At 75.1% G+C, this 19696-nt stretch carries 16 protein-coding genes; 5 read left to right on the top strand and 11 right to left on the bottom strand.

All coding sequences use genetic code 11. From position 1 onward, the window contains the following. Window positions 1-472: 472 nt before the first annotated feature. Entirely contained in the window at window positions 473-1297 is an 825-nt protein-coding gene (locus ACWDRR_RS06380; RefSeq protein WP_449771033.1) for an ABC transporter ATP-binding protein, read from the bottom strand. 277 nt (window positions 1298-1574) lie between these two features. Here ACWDRR_RS06380 and ACWDRR_RS06375 point away from each other — a divergent pair, with 277 nt between their 5' ends. Continuing rightward, complete coding sequence (locus tag ACWDRR_RS06375) at window positions 1575-3797, top strand: amino acid adenylation domain-containing protein (RefSeq protein ID WP_449771032.1); 2223 nt, start codon at window positions 1575-1577, stop codon at window positions 3795-3797. A gap of 64 nt (window positions 3798-3861) precedes the next feature. On the opposite strand, the gene ACWDRR_RS06370 is transcribed toward ACWDRR_RS06375, so the two are convergent. Further along, a complete protein-coding gene (locus ACWDRR_RS06370) occupies window positions 3862-5190 on the bottom strand; it encodes a hypothetical protein (protein WP_449771031.1) in 1329 nt (442 codons plus the stop codon). Between the two features lie 155 nt (window positions 5191-5345). Further along, window positions 5346-5747, bottom strand: a complete 402-nt coding sequence (locus tag ACWDRR_RS06365; RefSeq protein WP_449771030.1) for a GNAT family N-acetyltransferase — start codon at window positions 5745-5747, stop codon at window positions 5346-5348. 156 nt (window positions 5748-5903) lie between these two features. Between ACWDRR_RS06365 and ACWDRR_RS06360 the strand changes: the two genes are divergently transcribed. Next, window positions 5904-7496, top strand: a complete 1593-nt coding sequence (locus ACWDRR_RS06360; protein WP_449771029.1) for a M4 family metallopeptidase — start codon at window positions 5904-5906, stop codon at window positions 7494-7496. Between the two features lie 171 nt (window positions 7497-7667). Here ACWDRR_RS06360 and ACWDRR_RS06355 read toward each other — a convergent pair whose 3' ends face one another. The 3 genes from ACWDRR_RS06355 to ACWDRR_RS06345 all read right to left on the bottom strand — a co-directional run bounded on the left by ACWDRR_RS06355 (window position 7668) and on the right by ACWDRR_RS06345 (window position 11407). Further along, window positions 7668-8627, bottom strand: a complete 960-nt coding sequence (locus tag ACWDRR_RS06355; protein WP_449771028.1) for a D-2-hydroxyacid dehydrogenase family protein — start codon at window positions 8625-8627, stop codon at window positions 7668-7670. 160 nt (window positions 8628-8787) lie between these two features. Continuing rightward, window positions 8788-10875, bottom strand: coding sequence for a glycerophosphodiester phosphodiesterase (locus tag ACWDRR_RS06350; protein WP_449771027.1), 2088 nt, complete (start codon window positions 10873-10875; stop codon window positions 8788-8790). Between the two features lie 133 nt (window positions 10876-11008). Next, entirely contained in the window at window positions 11009-11407 is a 399-nt protein-coding gene (locus ACWDRR_RS06345; protein ID WP_449771026.1) for a hypothetical protein, read from the bottom strand. Between the two features lie 245 nt (window positions 11408-11652). On the opposite strand from ACWDRR_RS06345, the gene ACWDRR_RS06340 reads away from it, so the two are divergent. After that, window positions 11653-12234 carry a TetR/AcrR family transcriptional regulator gene (locus ACWDRR_RS06340; protein WP_449771025.1) on the top strand — a complete coding sequence of 194 codons (582 nt, stop codon included), beginning with the start codon at window positions 11653-11655 and terminating at the stop codon, window positions 12232-12234. A 366-nt stretch (window positions 12235-12600) separates the two neighbouring features. Then, on the top strand, window positions 12601-13788 hold the full coding sequence (locus tag ACWDRR_RS06335; RefSeq protein WP_449771024.1) for an SDR family oxidoreductase: 1188 nt from the start codon (window positions 12601-12603) through the stop codon (window positions 13786-13788). A 352-nt stretch (window positions 13789-14140) separates the two neighbouring features. Here the strand turns inward: ACWDRR_RS06335 and ACWDRR_RS06330 are convergent, their stop codons facing one another. The 4 genes from ACWDRR_RS06330 to ACWDRR_RS06315 form a co-directional block, all read right to left on the bottom strand. Beyond that, a complete protein-coding gene (locus ACWDRR_RS06330; protein ID WP_449771023.1) occupies window positions 14141-14524 on the bottom strand; it encodes a VOC family protein in 384 nt (127 codons plus the stop codon). 15 nt (window positions 14525-14539) lie between these two features. Then, the gene (locus tag ACWDRR_RS06325; RefSeq protein ID WP_449771022.1) at window positions 14540-15166 is read right to left on the bottom strand and encodes a hypothetical protein; all 627 of its coding nucleotides are present in this window, start codon (window positions 15164-15166) and stop codon (window positions 14540-14542) included. Next, window positions 15163-15780, bottom strand: coding sequence for a class I SAM-dependent methyltransferase (locus ACWDRR_RS06320; RefSeq protein ID WP_449771021.1), 618 nt, complete (start codon window positions 15778-15780; stop codon window positions 15163-15165). The genes ACWDRR_RS06325 and ACWDRR_RS06320 overlap by 4 nt, the downstream gene beginning before the upstream one ends. A gap of 385 nt (window positions 15781-16165) precedes the next feature. Further along, window positions 16166-16396 carry a hypothetical protein gene (locus tag ACWDRR_RS06315; protein ID WP_449771020.1) on the bottom strand — a complete coding sequence of 77 codons (231 nt, stop codon included), beginning with the start codon at window positions 16394-16396 and terminating at the stop codon, window positions 16166-16168. 377 nt (window positions 16397-16773) lie between these two features. Here ACWDRR_RS06315 and ACWDRR_RS06310 point away from each other — a divergent pair, with 377 nt between their 5' ends. Then, window positions 16774-17463, top strand: coding sequence for a hypothetical protein (locus tag ACWDRR_RS06310; protein WP_449771019.1), 690 nt, complete (start codon window positions 16774-16776; stop codon window positions 17461-17463). 83 nt (window positions 17464-17546) lie between these two features. Here the strand turns inward: ACWDRR_RS06310 and ACWDRR_RS06305 are convergent, their stop codons facing one another. Next, entirely contained in the window at window positions 17547-19682 is a 2136-nt protein-coding gene (locus ACWDRR_RS06305) for an acyltransferase family protein (protein WP_449771018.1), read from the bottom strand. Between the last annotated feature and the right edge of the window lie 14 nt (window positions 19683-19696).

Genomic DNA, 19696 nt, shown 5'->3' with positions numbered 1-19696 from the left:
CTGGAGACCTCGCAGGCGGTGTCGGTGGCGTTCACCTTCACGGCGTCGGCGGAGGCCTTGTCGTCCTTCTTCTGCGAGCAACCGGCCAGCGCGGCGGTCGCCACAGCGAGGGTGAGCAGCGCGGCTGCGGTGGAACGACGGGCGGACATGAGGGCTCCAGCGGGGAAGGCAGACGGTTCAGGGCATGACTGAGCGTGGGTACGGGACCGGGGCCACCCGTGCCCCCCACCCACTTAGCTAAGGCATACCTTAGGGATATCTGATTTCGCCGTCTACACCGGGGCCCGACTCCGATCCCCGCAGGTGGGGACGGGCCGGGCGGGCGGCGTGCCGTCAGCCCACCGACCAATTCCGGCCACCCGCCCGGCCGCCCGCCCTCCTGTCCGGCCCGCCCCTTCCGCGACACTCCTCCTGCCCGTTCCGCCCGGTCTGCCGCCCGCCCCCCGCTCGGGCCGCGGGCGGCGGCCCGTCCTCAGCGGCCGGGCGTCCGGCGGGCGGCCGCCCGGGCGGTCCAGCGACCCTCGTGCCGGCTGATCCGGATCGGGTGGCCGAAGCAGGCGCTGACCAGCTCGGTGGTCAGCACCTCCTCCACCGGGCCGGCCGCGACGCACTCGCCGTCGCGCAGCAGCAGCGCGTGCGTCGTACTCTCCGGCAGCTCCTCCAGGTGGTGCGTGACCAGCACGCCGGCCAGCTCCGGGTGCTGATGGCGCAGCAGGTCCAGGCTGTCGAGCAGCAGCTCGCGGGCGGTCAGGTCGAGCCCGGTGGCGGGCTCGTCGAGCAGCAGCAGCCGCGGGCTGGGCATCAGGGCGCGGGCGATCAGGGCCCGGCCGCGCTCCCCCTGGGAGAGCGTGGGCCAGGACGACTCGGCCATGGCCGTCATGCCGAGGGTCTCGATCAGCCCCTCGCAGCGGTCGAGCTCCTCGGGGGACGGCTTGCGGTGCAGGTCGGGTTCGATGGTGTTGGTGAGGCCGGTGAGCACCACCTCGCGCACGGTGAGCGGCGAGCGCAGCGGGTGGCGCGGGTTGACGTGCCCGAGGTGGGCGCGCAGCTCGCGGATGTCGACCCGGCCGAGCCGGCGGCCCAGGACGTCCACCTCGCCCCGGGTGGGGTGGGAGACCGCGCCGAGCAGCGCCAGCAGGGTGGACTTGCCGGCGCCGTTGGGGCCGAGGAGCGCCCAGTGCTCACCGGGCTCGATGGTGAGGTCGATCCCGCGCAGCAGGTGCCGGCCGTCCCGGACGACGTCGACGTCCCGGGTGCGCAGCAGCGGGCCGGCGGGCAGCGGATCGGACGTGCTCATGGCGGGCGGGCCTCCGTGGGATTGGCGCCGGACAGGGTGCGGGCGCGGCACCGCACCGGGTGGGCAGGCACCGGCCGTCCGCGTGCAGAGTACAACCGTCGAACGGGCGGCGGCCGGGGGTGTCCGAGGTGTGGACGGGGCCCCGACCGCCCCCGGCCCGGGGCGCGCGGGGGCGGGGACGGGGCGCGGACCGGTCGGCCGGTCCGCACGCCCCTGTTCCCGGGCGGCAGTTGGCGGGAGGATCGGAGCGAAGAACGATGTGAAGGGGGCTGGACGGATGGGGTGGGACGCGGAACCGGTGGGGCGCGCCGGGACGCTGCACGGACGGTTCGAGGAGCAGGCACGGCAGACGCCGGACGCCGTCGCCGTCCGCTGCGGCGCACGGGAACTGACCTACGGTGAGCTGGACGCACGGGCGGACCGGCTGGCCCGCCACCTCGCGGCGGTCGGGCTGGAGCCGGGCCGCCGGGCGGCGGTGGCGCTGGGCCGGGGCACGGAGGTCTTCGTCGCCCTGCTCGCGGTGCTGAAGGCCGGCGGCGCGTACGTACCGCTGGAGCCGGGGGCGCCCGACCCGCTGCTGCGCCATGTGCTCGCGGAGGCCGATCCGGCCGTGGTCATCACCGAGGAGAGCCACCGGGTGCGGCTGTCGGACGCCGGCGGGCGGGCCGTGGTCTGCGTGGACTCGGCGGCCGACGCGGTCGCGGCGCGGCCGTCCGGTCCGCCGTCGGTGGTCACCGGACCGGACGACCTCGCCTGCGTCTTCTTCACCTCCGGCTCGACCGGCCTGCCCCGGGGCGCGCTGATCGAGCACCGCAACCTGCTGGCCGCCCACCGGGGCTGGCGCGCGGTGTACGGGCTCCGCGCCGCCGACCGGATCCTGCAGACGGCGAGCCTGGAGTTCGACGTCTTCACCGCGGACTGGGTGCGCGCGCTGTGCACCGGCGCCACCCTGGTGGTCGCGCCGCGCAACCTCACCCTGGACCGCAGCGCCGACATCGCCGACCTGCCCGCCCTGGTGGCCGCCGAGGGCATCACCGTGCTGGAGCTGAACGTCCGCACGGCGCGCCGGCTCCGGGCGCACCTCGCGGCGTCCGGCGGGGCGCTGCCCGGCGCGGGTCCGGGTGGCGGGGCACCGGCCGGCGGGGCGCTGCCCGGTGTGCGGCTGCTCACCGTCGGCGCCGAGAAGTGGTACCTGGACGAGCAGTTGGGCCTCCAGCAGCTGCTCGGCCCGGGCGTGCGGGTGCTGAACGTGTACGGCCTCGCCGAGGCGTCCGTGGACAGCACGTACTTCGACGCGGCCGGCGCGACGGGCGGCGAGGGCAGCGAGCGGGTCTCGCTGGTCGGCGGACCCTTCCCCGGCGCCCGGGTCCACGTGCTCGGCCCGGACGGCGAGCCCGCCCCGAGCGGGACGGTCGGCGAGATCGCCGTCGCCGGGGCGGGCCTGGGCCGGGGCTACCTGAACCGGCCCGGGGAGACGGCCCGCCGGTTCCTGCCCGCGGCCTTCGACCCGGACGGCCGGATCCTGCTGACCGGCGACCTCGGACGGATCCGCGCGGACGGCGTGCTGGAGTTCACCGCCCGTGCCGAGGCCGTGGTCGGGCCGGTCGACTCCGCCCGGGCCGCCGCCGTGGTGGAGCGGGTCGTCACGGCCGCCGCCGCCGAGGGCGTGCTCCGCTCGCACCCGGCGGTGCGGGAGGCCGCCGTCGCCGAGGTGGAGCCGGAGCCCGGACGGCGCGCCCTGGTCGGGTACGCGGTGACCGCGCCGGAGGCCGACGGGGCGGACGCGTGGTCGCTCTCCGCCCATCTGACGAAGCGCCTGCCCGCAGGGGGGCTGCCCACCGCGGTGGTGCCGCTGCCCGCGCTCCCCCGGACCAGGGCCGGCAAGCTCGACCGCGGCTCCCTGCCGCTGCCGGCGCCGCGCGACTCCACCGGCCCCCGGGCGGGAAAGGGCGGCTCGGGCGGCGTGGGCGGCTCGGGCGGCGTGGGCGGCTCGGGCGGCTCCGCCGGCTCGGGCGGTCACAAGGGCGGGGGTGGCAAGGCCGGGGGCGGCCGGGCGGTCAAGACCGGGGAGACCGGCTTCACCGGCTGCGGCTGGGCCCTCATCGCCCTGCCCTTCGCCTTCGTGGCCTGGCTGCTCACCGACTCCTTCTGGCCGGGCTCCACCGACCTCTCCCTGGTGCCCGACCCGTACCCCTTCTGGTTCAACATCCTGTACGTCGCCGAGTGGGTCTCGTTCGGCCTGGGCGCGGCCTTCCTGGTGGCCGGCCCGACGGTGATCGCCAGGTACGGCCGGCCGCCCGGGCTCTCGATCGCCGCCCACCTGTCGGTGTTCTGGCTGCTGGCCTCCTGGTGGCCGCAGGACAACCTGTACCGGACCAGCTCGCCCACGGACTGGCCGCGGCAGACGGTCCTGGTCTACCTCTTCAACATCGCGCTGATGATCGCGGCCCTGGTCGTGGTCCGCTTCCTCGCCTGGCGGCCGCCGTCCGAGCGGAACTGAGGCACCCTCGGCCTCCTGGGACTCCCGGTCCTGCTCGGCGCGGCCGCCGTCGGCAGGGGACCGCTCAGCGCAGGGCCTCGAACATCCGGCCCAGCGCGTGGTTCCCCGCACCGATCAGCGCCTGGGCGGCGTCCAGTGCCTCGACCCCGCGTGCGGCGAGCGCCAGGCCGACGGCGGGCTGCGCCTCGTAGCCCGCCGTCGGCACCAGCGGCAGGACGGTGACGCCGAGGCGCGCGCAGCGCGGGCGCAACCGGTCCAGGTGGTCGTGCAGCGCCTCCTGGGAGATCCTGGCGCCGAGCGGCAGCGCGTCCAGGGTGCGGACGTGGTGGCCGGGGCCGCGGACCGCGTCCAGCCGGGCCTGCAGCACGAAGGCGATCGCGGGCCCGGTGAGCCGCAGGTTGATCTCGGTGGGGGCGAGCCGGCGCTCCCGGTCGGTGACGAAGTCGACGTCGTACCAACCGCGGTGGCCCTCGGCGGCGAGGCGCTCGCCCACCGCGAGGCCGAACCGTTCGGCGGTCGCCGCCGCGCCGGGCGGCACCACGCCCGGACCGACCGTGACCCCCTGGTAGCGGGTGCCGTCCACCGCCATCTCACCGGCGCCGACCGGGTGGACGCGGCCGTCGTCGCCGATCACCGCGTCGAAGGTGAGGTCGCGCAGATGGTCGGCGCGGCCGCCGTCGATGTACTCCTCCAGCAGCAGCTCCCCGCCGGGCGGCAGCAGTTCGGCCCGGGCCAGCCGGCGCAGCAGGGCCCGGGCTCCGCTGGCCGCGAACAGGTCCTGCGGGGTCACCACGACCGTCCCGTAGCCGCCGACGCCGTGCGGGCTCTTCAGCACGGTGGTCAGACCGCGACTCGCGCGGGCGGTGAGCCGGCGGGCGGCGCGGCGCGGGGAGCCCGGCTGTTCCTGGCGGGGGACGACGATCCCGGGGTGCGCCGGGGCGAGTTCGGTGAACAGCCCGTGCGCCGCGGCCTTGGACTCGTAGCGCCGCACGGCCGCCAGTGCGGGCCCCTCGCCCTGGGCTGCCGTCCGCCCCCAGGGCAGCACTGGCAGGCCGGCGGCGGCGATCCGCTCCGCCAGCGCCGGCCGCCCGGCGAGAGCCCGCGCGAGCGTCTCCTGCGGCGCGATCCCGCTGTACAGCTCGACCGGCCCCCACTCCAACTCCCTGGCGAGCCAGTCGATCCAGGCCGGCTCGACCTCGCCCGGCAGGACCACCAGCGCCGGCTCGGGGCTGTAGCAGCTCGCCATGCCGGCGTAGTGGTGTGCCTGCCGCAGGCGCCGGGCCCGCTGGGCGGCGTCCATCCCGGGCGCGAAGAACTGCTCGTTGAAGTCGGCGACATTGCCGAGGTGCACCGCCCGCCGTCCGCCCGTCCAGGCCCCCAGCCATCCGTCCATCCCGCGAGCGTACGGCCCGGCGGGGGCCGGCCGCAGGGGGTCGGGGCAAGGGGTCGGTGGCAAGGTCCTCGAAGGCCCGGGTGTCGGCGGGGGGCCGGGGGGCGAGGGCAGCGTCGGACGGCGGAGGGCGGCAGAGGGCGGCGGAGGCGCGGAGGTCAGAGTCGGAGGAGGCCGGCGTCGGTGGGGCGGAGGCCGCAGGCGTCGAGGTAGAAGGGGCGCAGGTGTTCCTCGAAGTCGGCGTGCAGCCAGGCGCAGCCGGCGGCGCGGGCGGCCTCGGCGGCGGTGGCGACCAGCCCGGCTCCGATGCCGCCGTGCCGGGCGGCGCGGGCGACGACGGTGTCCAGCAGGAAGGCGTGGGCGCCGCCGTCCCAGGCGACGTTGACGAAGCCCGCCAGGGAGCCGCCGACCTCCGGGCGGGCGCAGACCCAGCCGAGGCTGTGCCGCTCCAGCCGACCGCGCCAGTCGATCGGTTCGACGGGCTCGCCGAAGCCCTCGGCGTGCAGGGCGGCGAGTTCGTCGTTGCCGAAGGCACCGCGCCAGCTGTACCGGATCGTCATGGCGGGCTCCCCCGATGCTCGTTCGCAGCCGATCACATTTGATCATTACAGGACACAGATTGGTCAAGATCTGATCAGATGTCTAGCCGAGCTTGGCAGTTCACCGTCAATCTCTGATCCAGCTCTTTCCCTGCAGCTACCCCGACTGGAGTCAGAGTGAGCCCCACCTCCTCTCACCGCCGCCACCTCGCGGCCGGAGCCCTCGCGGTCACCGCCGCCCTCGTCGCCGTCACCTTCCAGGCCGGCACGGCATCCGCCGCCCCCACCGACCGGGCCGCGGCGATAGCCCTGGCCAGGGCCAACGTCACCCACAACGCCGGGGTGTTCGGCTTCGGCGACGGCCAGGACCTTCAGGTCAAGGACGTCGTCATCGACGCCGACGGCACCCAGCACGTCCGCTTCGACCGCACCTACCAGGGGCTGCCCGTCGTCGGCGGCGACCTGGTGGTGCACCAGGACGCGCGCGGCCGGCTCAAGGACTCCTCCCGCGCGGCGGCCCACGACGCCGCGGTGGCGTCCATCGTCCCGAAGGTCCCGGCGCAGGCCACCGCGAGCCGCGCGCTCCAGGCCGCTCCGGGCATCGGCTCCGCGACCAGCTCGCCCGAGCTGGTGGTCTGGGCCGCCGACGGCACGCCCCGGCTCGCCTGGAAGACCACCGTCGCCGGCGTCGGCGAGCACGGCCAGCCCGCCGGGAAGGTCGTCGTCACCGACGCCTCCACCGGCGAGCAGATCGAGGCCTACGACGCCGAGCACCAGGCCAGCGGCACCGGCCACTCCGAGTACACCGGCGACATCACCATCGACACCACCGCGCAGTCCGGCGGGTACGCGCTGATCGACCCGGTGCGCAAGCACATCACCAAGGACGCCCGCAACGTCTCGGCGAACTCGCTCAACGCGAACTCGGGGACGCTCTTCACCGACACGGACAACGTCTGGGGCGACGGGCGGAAGTTCTCCGGCGACCGCGCCACCGCCGCCGTCGACGCCCACGCCAACACCGCCTGGACGTTCGACTACTACAAGAACACCTTCGGCCGCAACGGCATCAAGAACGACGGCAAGGGCGCCACCGTCTTCGTCCACGTCGGCACCAAGTGGGACAACGCCCAGTGGTCCGACAGCTGCTTCTGCATGATGACCGGTGACGGCGACGGCACCACCGACCCCGAGCAGGTCGACCTCGACACCATGGGCCACGAGATGACCCACGGCGTCACCAGCGCCACCGCCAACCTCCGGTACAGCGGCGAGTCCGGCGGCCTCAACGAGGCCACCAGCGACATCTTCGGCACCATGGTCGAGTGGTACGCCAACAACAAGGTGGACACCCCCGACTACCTGTTCAGCGACCAGTCCACCCCGCCGTGGCTGCGCCGGATGGACAAGCCCTCGCTGGACGGCGGGTCCGCCGACTGCTGGACCAGCAAGGTCGGGCAGCTCGACGTGCACAACTCCTCGGGCGTCGGCAACCACTGGTTCTACCTGGCCAGCGAGGGCAGCGGCAGCAAGACCATCAACGGCTATACCTACAACAGCCCCACCTGCAACGGCTCCACGGTGACCGGCATCGGCAACCAGAAGGTCGCCAAGATCTGGTACCGCGCGCTGACCGTCTACATGACGTCCACCACCAACTACAAGGGCGCCCGCACGGCGTCCCTGAACGCGGCGAAGGACCTGTACGGCGCCACCAGCACCGAGTACAAGGCCGTCGCGGCCGCCTGGAGCGCCGTCTCGGTCGGCTGACGACCCGCGCGCGGCAGCAGCGGCGGCAGCAGCAGCGGCCGTAGCGCAAGCGGCCCGCCGCCCGGGGTGGTCACCCGGGCGGCGGGCCGTCTGCGCGTGCTCGGCCGGGGTGGTGATCAGCCGGGGCGGTGATCAGCCGGTCAGCCGCTCGGCCGACGCGGTGGCGGCCGGTCAGCCCAGGACGCGGACCGGGGAGCCGGCCAGGAACGCGTCGATGTCCTCCACCGCCTGCCCGTAGTACGTGCGGTAGGTGTCGCCCGAGACATAGCCGAGGTGCGGCGTCGCCAGCAGCCGGGGCGCGGTGCGCAACGGGTGGTCGGCGGGCAGCGGTTCGACGTCGAAGACGTCCACCCCCGCACCCGCGATCCGGCCCTCGGTCAGCGCCGCGAGCAGCGCCTCCTGGTCGACGATCGCCGCCCGCGAGGTGTTCACCAGGTACGCCTGCGGCTTCATCAGCGCGAACTCCGCCTTGCCGAGCAGGCCGCGGCTGCGGTCGCCCAGCACCAGGTGCACGGAGACGAAGTCGCTCCCGCGCAGCAGTTCCTCCTTGGAGGCGGCACGCCGGACGCCGACCGCCGCGGCCCGTTCCTCCGTCAGGTTCGGGCTCCAGGCGACCACGTCCATGCCGAACGCCAGGCCCACCCGGGCCACCAGGCCACCGATCTTCCCCAGGCCCAGCAGCCCGAGCCGCCGGCCGGCCAGGTCGGCGCCGAGGGTGGACTGCCACGGACCGCCCGTGCGCAGCGCGTTGTTCTCGGCGACGACGCCCCGGGCGAGACCGAGCAGCAGCGCCCAGGTCAGCTCCACCGGCGGCGTGGCGGAGCTCGCCGTGCCGCAGACCGTCACCCCGTGGGCGCGGGCGGCCGCGTAGTCGATCACCGTGTTGCGCATCCCGGAGGCGACCAGCAGTCGCAGCCGGGGCAGCCGGGCGAACAGCGCGGCCGGGAAGGCCACCCGCTCGCGCAGGGTCACGATGATGTCGAAGCCGGCGACGGCGTCGACCAGTTCGTCCTCCGAGTCGAAGTGCGCGGGGAAGGCGGTCAGCTCCACCCGGTCGGTCACCGGTGACCAGTCGACGATGCTCGTCGCGACACCCTGGTAGTCGTCGAGTACGGCGCAGCGAAGTTTCATACCCGCACTCTCGCAGACCACCGCGGGCCGCGGGGGCCGCCGGTTCCGGGCGGGCCGGCCCCCGTCGCCCGGACCGGCCACACCTTTCCGGGACACCGCGCCGCACCGCGGTGACCCGCCGGGACCGCCTGCCCCGGTGGTAGTCCGTGCCGGTTGCGGCTCAGCCCTGGCCGAGGGCCGTGGCGTCGGCGGCGATCAGCTGCGCGCGGTCGGCGGGGACGGACCGGCCGGCCTGGTTCTCGGCCCAGCTTGCGAGCGGCCCGTACTGGCCCTGACCGAGCATCACGGTCAGGGTCGCCAGCGCGTTGCGGTCCGCGCCGGAGGTGAGGATCAGCGAGGCCAGCCCGGTGGGCGTCGCGGTCACGGTGAAGTCGGTGACCGCCTCGGCCCGGCCGCCCGGACCGGTCGCCTCGGCGCGCAGGGTGTGGCCGCCGAGCGCGAGCCCGGTGGCGTCGAGCGCGGCGCCCGGCGCCAGCTCCCGGCCGTCCAGGGTCAGCCTCACCGTCTCCGCCCCGCTCGACTGCACCGCGACGGCCTGCCGCTGGGCGCGGTCCAGCGCGCTGCCGGCGGTCGGGGAGGTGATCGCCACCTGCGGCGCGGCCGGCGGCGCCACGCTGCCACCGCCCTGCAGCCAGGCGGAGTTCCAACCGGACAGCTCCGCCGGGCGGTTGGTGATGATGCCGTCCACCCCGGCGGCCTCCAGGGCCTTCCACCGGGCCGCCGCGTCCACCGTCCAGACGTTGACCGCCACCCCGGCCGCGTGCAGCTCCTTGACCACGCCGGGCCGGGTCGACAGCGCCGCGTCGGCCGGGTTGTAGGCGGCCAGGCCGAGCTCCCCGGAGATCGCCACCGGGTCGGCGTCCAGCTCGCTGCGGAGCAGGCCGAGCGGCAGTTCGGGCGCCAGCTCCCGGGTGAGGCGCAGGGCGTCCACCTCGAAGCTCTGGACGAAGACGCGGTCGGCCATGCCGTGGTCGCGGATCTCCTTGACGATCCGGGCCACCTCGTCGCGGCTGTGCCTGCCCTTGATCTCCAGCAGCAGCCCGCCGCCGCGAGTGCGGAGGTCGTCCAGCTGGGCCGCGAGGGTCGGCACGTGCGCGCCCGCGTAGGCCGGACCGAACCAGGAGCCCGCGTCCAACGCGTCGAGCTGTGCGGCCGTCAGGTCACGGATCCGGCCGGTTCCGTCGGTCGTGCGGTCGACGGTGTCGTCGTGCAGGACGTAGGGGACGCCGTCCTCGCTCGGCTGGACGTCGTTCTCGATCCACTCGGCACCGCCGCGGCGGGCGATCTCGTCGGAGACCAGGGTGTTCTCCGGAGCCGCGGAGGAGGCGCCGCGGTGGGCGAACACGGTCAGCGGCGCACCGGCCGGGCGGATCCAGGCCCCCGGAGCGAGGGCGGTGACCTTCACGTCGTCGAACGACACCTTCGCACCGTTCACCACCAGCGCCTGGCCGCCGTCCGCGCTGCGGGCGACCTGGGTGGTGCGCATCACCTCCTTGCCCTCGAAGATCCAGCGGGCGCCGGCGCCGTGCACCTCGACGGCGATCCGCACGTCGCGGCCGGTGCCGGCCGCGGCCGGGGCGGCGGCGGTGTTGGTGACGTTCCACGCGTTGCCGGTGGTGCGCCGGGCGAACTCCAGGCCGTTGGCGGCGGTGGTGCCGGTGCGCATGGTGGCGATGGACCACGGGGTCGAGCCGCTCGCCGGGACGTCCAGGCCGAGCGCCGTCCAGCGGGCGGCGTCCTGGGCGGTCTCGAAGCGGGCCGTGGCCTCGAAGCGGAAGTCGTCGAGGTGGCGGCCGAAGGTGATCCGGCTCTGCTGGCCGGAGTTGGCGGAGACGCCGACCAGCCGGCCGTTCTCCACCTTCCAGTCGCCTTCGACGGCGTGCCAACCGGCCGGGAGGCCGGCACCGGTGAAGGTCTCGGAGACGACGACCTCGCCCGGCGCGGGCGCGGGCGCGGTGGGCGTGCCGGCCGCGGCGGGGGCGGGCGCGGTGGGAGCGGGCGCGGCTGTCCGGGCGGCCGTCGGGGCGGAGACGGCGGCGGGCGCGGTCAGCGCGACGGTGGTGAGGCCGAGCGCGGTGGCGACCACGGCCGCGAGCAGGCCGGCGGGGCGCCCCGTCGGGCGGCCGACGGCCGGACGGCGACGGGCGACGCGGCGGCCCCGCCGGCGAGCGGCGGCGGCGGGGTGAGGGGCGTCCGGGCGGGCGGCGGTGTCCGGGCGGGCGGCGCGTAGGTGGTGACTCTGTGTCATGTCCGACACGCTAGGGGCGGTGCCCGAACCGGAGGCCACGGCTCTGTCAATCGCCCGTGACCATTGACCGTACTCCACCCCGACGTTGCAGGCCGCGGGGCCGGCCTGGGGAATGCCAATGCTCCTTCGCGCACTACCAGAGGGTGGACGGTCCCGCGACGACCCAGCCGGCGTCGGTGGGCTTGACCCAGAAACCCAGTGCCACCTCGATGATCTGCGCGCGGTAGGTGACCTTGACGTAGGCATTGCCGCCGGTCTGGCCCCAGGCGAAGTCCGCGAGATCGAGTTCGCCGAGCCAGGACAGGTCCCGCTCCCACTCGTCGGCGGCACGGCTGGAACTCGCCTCGTCCTCGTCCTCATCCGCGTTCGCCCCGACCGAGCCGGTCCACAGAGCCTTGAGCACGTGCCGGACCGATGAGTGCTCGACGACCTGCTCGGCCTCAGGGAACCTCCCGGCCCGAAGGAGGCCGAAGTAGCGGCGAATGACCGCTTCGACGTCGGTCCTGGCAGGATGCTCCGTCCATATCTCCATCGTCGGAACTGTAAGGGCCGGACGACGACGCCGCCGAGTGGTTTTCACGCCGACACCGCAGGCGCTCAGGCCGGGGCGGACGTTGCTCGGACCGACACCGCAGGCACCGGACCGGGGCCGACGTTGCTCGGGCCGACACCGCAGGCACTCGGACCGGGGCCGACGTTGCTCGGGCCGGTCGAAGGCGCGTCAGGTGCCCGAAGCCAGGGTCGACAGGAATATACAGACCGGTCTATTGTTTCCGCATGGGAGTCAAGGGTGAAGAGACCCGCGCCCGGCTGATCGCCGGCACGCGCAACCTGATCGAGGCGCAGGGCTACTTCGGCACGGGCCTCAACCAGATCGTGGCGGAGAGCGGCGCACCGCGCGGTTCGCTCTACTTCCACTTCCCCGAGGGCAAGGACCAACTGGTCGCCGCCGCCCTCATCCAGGCCGGGCAGGAGGTCGAGGAACTCCTCCGGGCGCCCGCCGGCCGCACCTCGGACGCGACGGCACTCGTCGACCGGCTCGTCGAGGTCTTCATCGCCCGCCTGGAGGAGTCCGGTTACACCAAGGGCTGCCCCATCGCGACCGTCGGCCTGGAGGTGGCGGGCGGCAACGAGGCGCTGCGCCGCGTCTGCGCCGAGGTGTACGGGAGCTGGCAGCTCGTCCTGACCGAACGGCTGGTCGCCGACGGCTTCGGCCCCGCCGAGGCGGAGACCGCCTCGGGGCAGGCGCTCGCACTGCTGGAGGGCGCGGTGCTGCTCGCCCGGGTACGGCGCGACCGACGCCCGCTGGAGGACGCCCGGCACGCCGTCCGGCACCTGCTCGGCGCGAAGAAGAAGTGACCGGCCACCCCGACCCGTCCTGACATCACGGGCGCAACCCGCGCTCCGCCCCACCCCGCACCGGGGCCCGCTTCGGCCGCACCGCACTGACCGCCCGAAATTATACCGACCGGTCTACTGAATAGCCTCTGCTCGCGCCTACGTTCATCGGAGGCCACGGAAATACACCGACCGGTCTACCGAATCCCCCTGGGCTCACCGCTTACCGCACTCGCCCTGTCGAGGCACTCGCCCTACCCAGCACTCGCCCTGACGCTCGCCCCATCCAGCCACTCGCCCCATCCTGGCATCGACCAAAAATATGCAGACCGGTCTACTTATTCGGCGAAGATTATGCAGACCGGTCTACTGAAAAGGAGCCCACTCGTGAACACCACCCCCACCCCGCCACCGCAGCCGCGCACCCTGGTCCTCGGCGCGACCGGCTTCCTCGGTCGCTGGCTGGTCCTCGAACTCCTCGGCCGCGGCGAGTCGGTAGCCGCCGGCGTCCGGGGCGGCCCCGGCACCGCCCGGGACGAGCAGCTGCGCCACTGGCTCCGCGAGCACGGCACCGACGACTCCGCCCTGACCACCGTCGCCGCCGACCTCACCCGCCCCGGCCTCGGGCTGACCACAGCGGACGAGGCCCGGCTGGCAGGCGTCCGCGACGTCCACAACCTCGCCGCCCGCTACCTCTTCGGCCTGGACCGCGCGGAGGCGCACGCCGCCAACGTCGACGGCGCCCTGCATGCGCTGCACTGGGCCGCCGCCCGGCCGGAACTCCGGCGGCTCGTCCACCTCTCCGGCTACCGGGTCGGCAGGGACACCGCACCCCGTCACCCCCTGCCACCAGCCGAGACCGACGCGCTCTACGCCCGCCTCGGCGCCTACGAGGCCTCCAAGCAGCTGGGCGACGCCGCCGTCCGCGTCACGGCGGCCCGGCTCGGTGTGCCGCTCACGACGGTCAACCCGAGCAGCGTGATCGGTCACTCGGTCACCGGGGAGGCCGGACAGTACCTGGGCCTGGCCGATCTGGTCCGCCAACTCGCCCACCGCCGGCTGCCGTTGCTCCCCGGTACGGCACGAACCTTCCTGCCGGTGGTCACGGTCGACCATCTTTCCCGATTCCTCGCCGCCGTACCGGAGTTCGACGACGGACCGGCGCACTCCCACACCGTGCTCGATCCGGCGACACCGCCTCTCCCGAAGTTGATCGCCCTGCTGGCCGACCACCTCGGCGTGCCCGCACCCCGCGCCCTCGTCCCGGTGGGCCTGGTCCGCCGACTGCCCCGCGCCCTGACCGGCGCCGACCCGGAGACCCTCAGCTTCCTCTCCGAGGACGGCTACGACACCACCTCCGCCGGCCGCCTGGCCCAGGCGGCCGGCCTCCACCACCCGCCCGTCGCCGAGGCCCTGCGACGGTGGGCCACCCGTCTGGTCGCCGACGGCTTCGGCGAGGGAGGAGGCCGCGAGGGCAAGGTCGACAGCACCGCGCCCCGGTCCGGCAGGTTCAGCAGGTTCGGCCGGGCCGACCGAACCGCCCGGGCTGACCGAACCGACAACCGGCCCCGTTGAAGGATGACCGCGTCACCGAGCGCCTCAGGGCAACTCCGCCCCGGACCGCACGCTCCCCACCGGCTGCACCTGAATCGGCCCCCGGCCGTCATCGCCCGGCGATCCGCGACGATCACCCGCCCAGTCCGGCCACGCGTATCACCGGCCCCTACGCACGCCCACCCGCCGCTCCGGCCCCACCACCACTCGCTTCGGAACCTCGACATGGGACGGTGCCGCCGGACCGGAGGCACCGGCAGAACAAAGGCACTGGCAGGACCGCCCACTCGCCGGGCAGCTCCTCGCAAACGCGGGTCACCACGCAGCCGGCAATCACCAGCTGTCGGACGAACCGGCCGTCATGGCGCGAGGGTCAGGCATTCGTCGCGGCCCGGTCGGACTCGCTGCGGAGCACGCAGAATTCGTTGCCCTCGGGGTCGGCAAGGACTGCCCAGCCGGAGCCGTCGGGATTCCGGTGATCGCTGACGAAGGTGGCACCGATCCCCAACAGCCGTTCCACCTCGTACTCACGCGAGGTCTCGGGGCGCAGACACAGATGAATCCGGTTCTTGATCGTCTTGGGCTCGGGCACCTGGTTGAAGTACAGCACCGGGCCCTCCGCCAGCAGCACCTGGGTCTCCCGATCACCCGGCTTGTCCTCCGGATTCAAGGGCCGGCCGGTCACCCGGCTCCAGAAGCGGGCCAGCTCATAGGCATCCGCACAGTCGATCGCCACGTTCTGCACTACCAAGACCATGCGCGTCAGCCTTCCTCACTTCTGTTCCGACCGCCACCGAGCTGCGCTCGCGTTCGCGCGCACGGCAGCGCTCCCGACACCCCGCTCGCTCCCGGCCCGCGGCGGCCCGCAGGTGAACATCCCGGGATCCGCCGGCGGCACCACACGGTCCGCCGCCGGATCGACACCCGAGCACCGGGTTTCCCCCCGGTCCCCCTCCCCTGTCATCAGCACGGGCCTGCCCGGCCGGCGACCGATCGAGCCCAGGAGGCCGCACAGGACGTCCACCCCTTCCTGGCCCGGCAACTCCCGAAGGTCGACATCCAGGTCGATCACGTCGGCCGAGCCGGGCCGGAAGACCACCGACACCTCCGGGACCGGCCGGACCCGCAGCTCGACCCTCTCGGCGTCGGCCGGTCGCGCCCACACCTCCGCCGCCGAGGGCAGCGGCCCGGCAACGCCGCCGTCGGCGTACTCCCACACCCGTCCGCTCGACCGGAACGGCTCGAACACGGCCTGCCGCTCCTCGACCGAGGTGTCGGCCACGGACACATCCGGCAGAGCGACCTGGTGCGCTGTCGGCCCGACCGGACGCAGCCCGGTTTCCCGACGAACCCCGTGGCCACGCCCGCCCCACCGCCCGTCGCGGGGCGGGCGCGTCACCCCACCCGGGCGTCCGCGCGCTCGAAACCGAGCAGGCTCCAGCTCACGCCCGGGCGGCCGTGCAGGTCCGCGCGGCCGGCGCGGGTCAGCAGGCCCAGGCCGTGCTCCCGGGCGAGCGTGACGGTCTCGTCGGCCGAGACGTCGAACATCCGGCGGCCGGGCGGGACGGGTCCGTGGCGGAGCGAGAGCAGCACCCGGCCGGCGGGCGCGAGCAGCCGCGCGAGCGCCCCCATGGCCAACGGGCGCTCCTGGTCGGCCAGATGCATCCAGACGGCGGTCAGCAGGATCAGGTCGAAGCGCTCGCCCGAGGCGCCGAGGACGGCCGCCCCGGGCAGCGCGTCGTCCACCCAGCGGATGTCGCTCTCGGCGTGGATCCGCCGACCGATCCGGCGCAGCTCGGCCGTGGGCTCCGCCGCGACCACCCGGTGGCCGAGGGCGGCCAGGGCGGCCGCGTCCCGGCCGGTGCCGGCGCCGATGTCGAGGACGGCGCTCGGCGCCCCGGGGACGAGGTGCAGCAGCTCGCGATGCACCTCTTCGAAGGTCACCTCCTCGTACTGCACGGCGAGTTCCTCCGCCGCTTCGGCGTAACCCTCGGTGCCGGCCGCTCCGTTCATGTTCTCCCCCTGGTCTGTCGGGTGGCTTCGGTCGGGCCTGGTCGGCCGCCACCCCCCAGGGCGATCTTGCCCCGATTGCCCCGGCGCTCCAACCGCCGGTGCGCGTCGGCGGCCGCCGCCGGCGGGGACACCGACTCCACCGGGACGCGATGGACCCCGGTACGACCGGCTCGCCCTGCGCCGACTCCCCGACGCCACCGCCGGCACCGTCCACGCCGCCAACCGAGCCGTGGCGCGCGACGCCGCCCTCCTCCTCGGGGGCCCGCAGCCGCTGCCACTGCCGCTCCATGGACCGCAGCGGCAGCCTCGCCAAGATCGCCGGCCACCTCGCCCGCACCCGCGCCCCACCCCCACCGGCCGGCCCGGAGGCGCGGGACGGCTCCGGTCAGGCCTCGCCGGGGTGCCAGGCCGGCCACTCCCAGGGCCGGTCGACCCAGTGGACACGGGTCTCGTCCCGTGGATCGAGGTCGGGGAAGAGCTGGTGAACCCGCGGCTCGAACTCCTCCGGGGCCAGTGGCTCCCAGCCGTGGCCCTCGAAGCGGACCAGGCGGTAGCGGCTGTCGGTGCGGAACTCGGCGACCTCGACCAGGGGCTTTGACGTGCTGTTCGTTTCCATGCCCCCAGCATGTGGCGGACCTCCGGCGCCCGCACCCGGGGTACGGCAGGCAGCGTACGGCCGGGAACGGACTGCGACACAGAACCCGCTTCCGGGTCATGTCCCGGCGTCGGCCCGCTCGTTGAGTACGGCGAACGGGTCGGCGATCGGTCGCCGACAGGCTCGGCACCGGGCCGCCGCCGCGTCACGGCCGGACCGCCGGTACGAAGGCTCGCCGACAGCGCGACGACGGGGCCGGGCCACGGCTCGACGACGGCCCGGGCAACGGCGCAGCGCCGACAGCGGCGACGCGGCAATGGTTCGAGAGCGGTTCGAGAGCGGTTGGGCAGTGGTTCGGCAGTGGTTCGGCAGTGGTTCGGCAGCAGGAGGACGAGGGCATGAGCGGGCAACCCGTCGATGGGCAGTGGCAGTGGCCGACGCAGGCTTGGGAGCCGCCACCGGTACCCGTCGCGCCACCGCCGGCCGTGCCGCCGGTGGTGCTCGTACCACCACCGGCCGCTGCGGCGGCTCCGGCCCGGCGGACGCCCCGCCGGACCTGGGCGACGGCCGTCGGGGTCGTCGCCGTGCTGGCGGCCGTCCTGGTGATGTGCGGGCCCGGGTCGGGCGACGAGCTGTCCGGGGTGGTGGCGCTCCCCGAGGCATCGCCGTCCCCGTCGCCCTCGCCGTCGGTGCCCTCCGTCCCCGATCTGCTGCCGGTGCCGGCGCTGCCGACCGCCGCGCCGGCCCCCTCGCCGGAGACGGCCCCGGCGGCCGCCGGGAGTCCGGCAGGGGACCCCGGCGCGTCGTCCGGGGCGGAGCGGGCGGGGGTGGACGGCGAGCCGGGGGCGGCCCGGTCCGCCGGTGCCCGGCCGAAGCCGAGCCGGACGCCCCGCCCGGCGCCGGCCCGCAGCCCCCAGGCCCCGGGAGCCTCGGCGCCGCCGGCTCAGGCGCCGTCGCCGGCCGGGGGCGCGGCCCCGAGCGAGGCGGCCGCGGCCGGCGGGGGCTCGATCTGCGACCGGGCCGAGCGCTTCGGCCGCTGGCCGGCCGGTTCGGAGCAGGCCCGGCTCTGCCACAGCATCTACGGCTGACCGGCGACGGCGGTGGCCGCGTCGCCGTGGCCGGCCCCGGCCGACCGCGGCCACGTGCCGCCACCGCCGGAGGCGGCCCGCGCTCACCCCGCCGGCAGCAGCCCCTTGTCCAGCCGGGGCGCCAGCACCCTGGCCAGGGTGTCGGTGATGTGCCCGGAGTCCCGGTAGAGCACCACGCCCTCCAGTACGGCCGGGCAGTCCGGCCCCGTCCCGGGGCAGAGCAGCGCCCCGAGGTCCAGCACCCGGACGCGGTAGCGCTCGGCGAGCCCGCCGTCGAGCAGCGGGTCCGGCTCGAAGGCCGACTCCCGGGGGAAGAAGCACGCGTCCGAGCGGCCGTCCGAGGCGGCCAGGCAGGTCGGGATGTCCTTGCCGGGCATCGGTGTGTCCGCCAGGTAGGCGAGCGGCGCGCCGATGGCCGAGAGGCGGTCCAGGGTGCGGCTCCAGCCCTCGGCGCGTTCCGGCTGGCTGCCGTACCGGTTGAGGCCGGCCATCACGATCAGCCGCGGCTTGGGGCCGGTGGCCAGCCGGGTGAGGGTGTTCTCGCGCCAGCGGTCGCACTCCTCGAAGGTCCGGCCGAGGACGTTGTTGCGCACGGTCAGGGTGGCCAGCGGGCAGCCCGGCTTGACCAGCACCTCCAGTGCCCAGTTCCGCTGCTCGGCCAGGGCCAGCGCGCCGGAGATCCACTGGCCCGCGTGCGAGTCGCCGACCAGCACGATCCGGTCGGGGCTGTTCTCGGTGCCGAACAGGCAGCGCGGGCTGCTGTCGGCGCCGAGCGCGATCTCGCAGCCCCGGCCGGGGGGAAAGTCCTCCCGGGCCCTGGCCAGCGAGGGCGTCAGGTTCAGGACCCGGCTGCCGGGGGCCAGCAGGGCAGGGCCGTCGACCGCGCCGGCCGGGACGGCGACGGGTCCGTCGGTGTCGCCGAGGGCCCGGACGGTCCCGCCGCCCAGGACCAGCCCGGCGATCAGCGGGATCACCAGCGCGCTGGCCCCGACCGCCAGGCCGCGACGCGGTGCCGGGCTGCTGCCGAAGCGCAGCGGCTGCTCGACCAGCCGCATGGTCAGCCAGGCCGGGAGGGCGCTCGCGGCGGTGAGCGCGACCAGGGTGGTCCACGGCAGGGCGCCGTAGCGGGCCTGGGCGATGGTCAGGACCGGCCAGTGCCAGAGGTACCACGCGTAGGAGAGCCGGCCGGCGGCGCGCAGCGGGCGGGCGGCGAGCAGCCGGCCCACGTCGGTGGCACCGAGCGCGCGGTGCGCCGGGCCGGCGAGCAGCACCGCGGCGGTGCCGAGCACGGGCAGCAGGGCGGCGCTGCCGGGGAAGGGGGTGTTGCGGTCGTAGTGGAAGACCGCCACGACGACCGCCGCCGCACCGCCCCAGCCGAGCAGCCGCAGCGCCCCGCCGACCGGTCGTCCGGAGCGGCCGGCCCGCGGCAGCCACCGCGCCAGGGCCGAGCCGAGCATGGCGGCGCAGGCCCCGGCGGCGAACTCCCAGAGCCGGCTGCCGGTGGAGAAGTAGCCGAGCGGCGCGGAGCCGGCCGTCCAGCGGATGCAGAGTAGCAGCGAGACGCCGCCGATCGCGGTGGTCGCGACGGCGATCGCGACGGTGCGCCGGCGCCCGGTCAGGTAGCGGGCGAGGCCGAGCAGCAGCACGCCCCAGAGCAGGTAGAACTGGTTCTCCACGCCGAGCGACCAGAAGTGCTGGAGCGGGCTCGGGTCGCGTTCGGCGCCGAGGTAGTCGGTCTGCTGGCCGACGAACCGCCAGTTGGCGAACTGACCGGCGGACGCGATCAGGTCGCGGGCCAGGTCGGTGCCGCGCAGCGGGTCGAGCAGCGCGCCGCCGGCGAGCGCGGTGGCGACCAGCACGACGGCGGCGGCGGGCAGGATGCGGCGGGCCCGGCGCGCGGCGAAGTCCCGCAGGCCGATCGGTCGGGCCAGCAGCAGGCCGGTGATCAGGAATCCGGAGATGACGAAGAAGATGTCGACGCCGACGTAGCCGCCGGTGAAGGCCGGCACGGCGGCGTGGAAGGCGAGGACGGCGAGGACGGCGACGCCGCGCAGTCCCTCGATGTCGGGGCGGAAGCCCGCCCGCTTCCGGGGCTCCTCGGCCGGCTGCGCCGCCACGGCGGTACCGGGCGCGGTCAGCTGCACGAGGTCGGTCGCCCGGTCGGGGTGGGCGGCCGCCACCACGGCGGCGGCTCCGGGTCCGGGTCCGGTGCCGGGCACAGCAACGGAGGTAG

Source organism: Kitasatospora sp. NPDC003701 (assembly GCF_053587085.1).
The sequence above is the reverse complement of the archived record's forward strand: the minus strand, read 5'-3'. Positions and strand labels throughout refer to the sequence as shown.

What these genes read in the sequence shown, in the direction of transcription:
- ACWDRR_RS06350 (WP_449771027.1), bottom strand. Translation starts at nt 10,875, where the DNA reads ATGACACAGAGTCACCACCTACGCGCCGCCCGCCCGGACACCGCCGCC.
- ACWDRR_RS06365 (WP_449771030.1), bottom strand. Translation starts at nt 5,747, where the DNA reads ATGACGATCCGGTACAGCTGGCGCGGTGCCTTCGGCAACGACGAACTC.
- ACWDRR_RS06370 (WP_449771031.1), bottom strand. Translation starts at nt 5,190, where the DNA reads ATGGACGGATGGCTGGGGGCCTGGACGGGCGGACGGCGGGCGGTGCAC.
- ACWDRR_RS06320 (WP_449771021.1), bottom strand. Translation starts at nt 15,780, where the DNA reads ATGAACGGAGCGGCCGGCACCGAGGGTTACGCCGAAGCGGCGGAGGAA.
- ACWDRR_RS06345 (WP_449771026.1), bottom strand. Translation starts at nt 11,407, where the DNA reads ATGGAGATATGGACGGAGCATCCTGCCAGGACCGACGTCGAAGCGGTC.
- ACWDRR_RS06380 (WP_449771033.1), bottom strand. Translation starts at nt 1,297, where the DNA reads ATGAGCACGTCCGATCCGCTGCCCGCCGGCCCGCTGCTGCGCACCCGG.
- ACWDRR_RS06310 (WP_449771019.1), top strand. Translation starts at nt 16,774, where the DNA reads ATGAGCGGGCAACCCGTCGATGGGCAGTGGCAGTGGCCGACGCAGGCT.
- ACWDRR_RS06340 (WP_449771025.1), top strand. Translation starts at nt 11,653, where the DNA reads ATGGGAGTCAAGGGTGAAGAGACCCGCGCCCGGCTGATCGCCGGCACG.
- ACWDRR_RS06375 (WP_449771032.1), top strand. Translation starts at nt 1,575, where the DNA reads ATGGGGTGGGACGCGGAACCGGTGGGGCGCGCCGGGACGCTGCACGGA.
- ACWDRR_RS06315 (WP_449771020.1), bottom strand. Translation starts at nt 16,396, where the DNA reads ATGGAAACGAACAGCACGTCAAAGCCCCTGGTCGAGGTCGCCGAGTTC.
- ACWDRR_RS06355 (WP_449771028.1), bottom strand. Translation starts at nt 8,627, where the DNA reads ATGAAACTTCGCTGCGCCGTACTCGACGACTACCAGGGTGTCGCGACG.
- ACWDRR_RS06330 (WP_449771023.1), bottom strand. Translation starts at nt 14,524, where the DNA reads ATGGTCTTGGTAGTGCAGAACGTGGCGATCGACTGTGCGGATGCCTAT.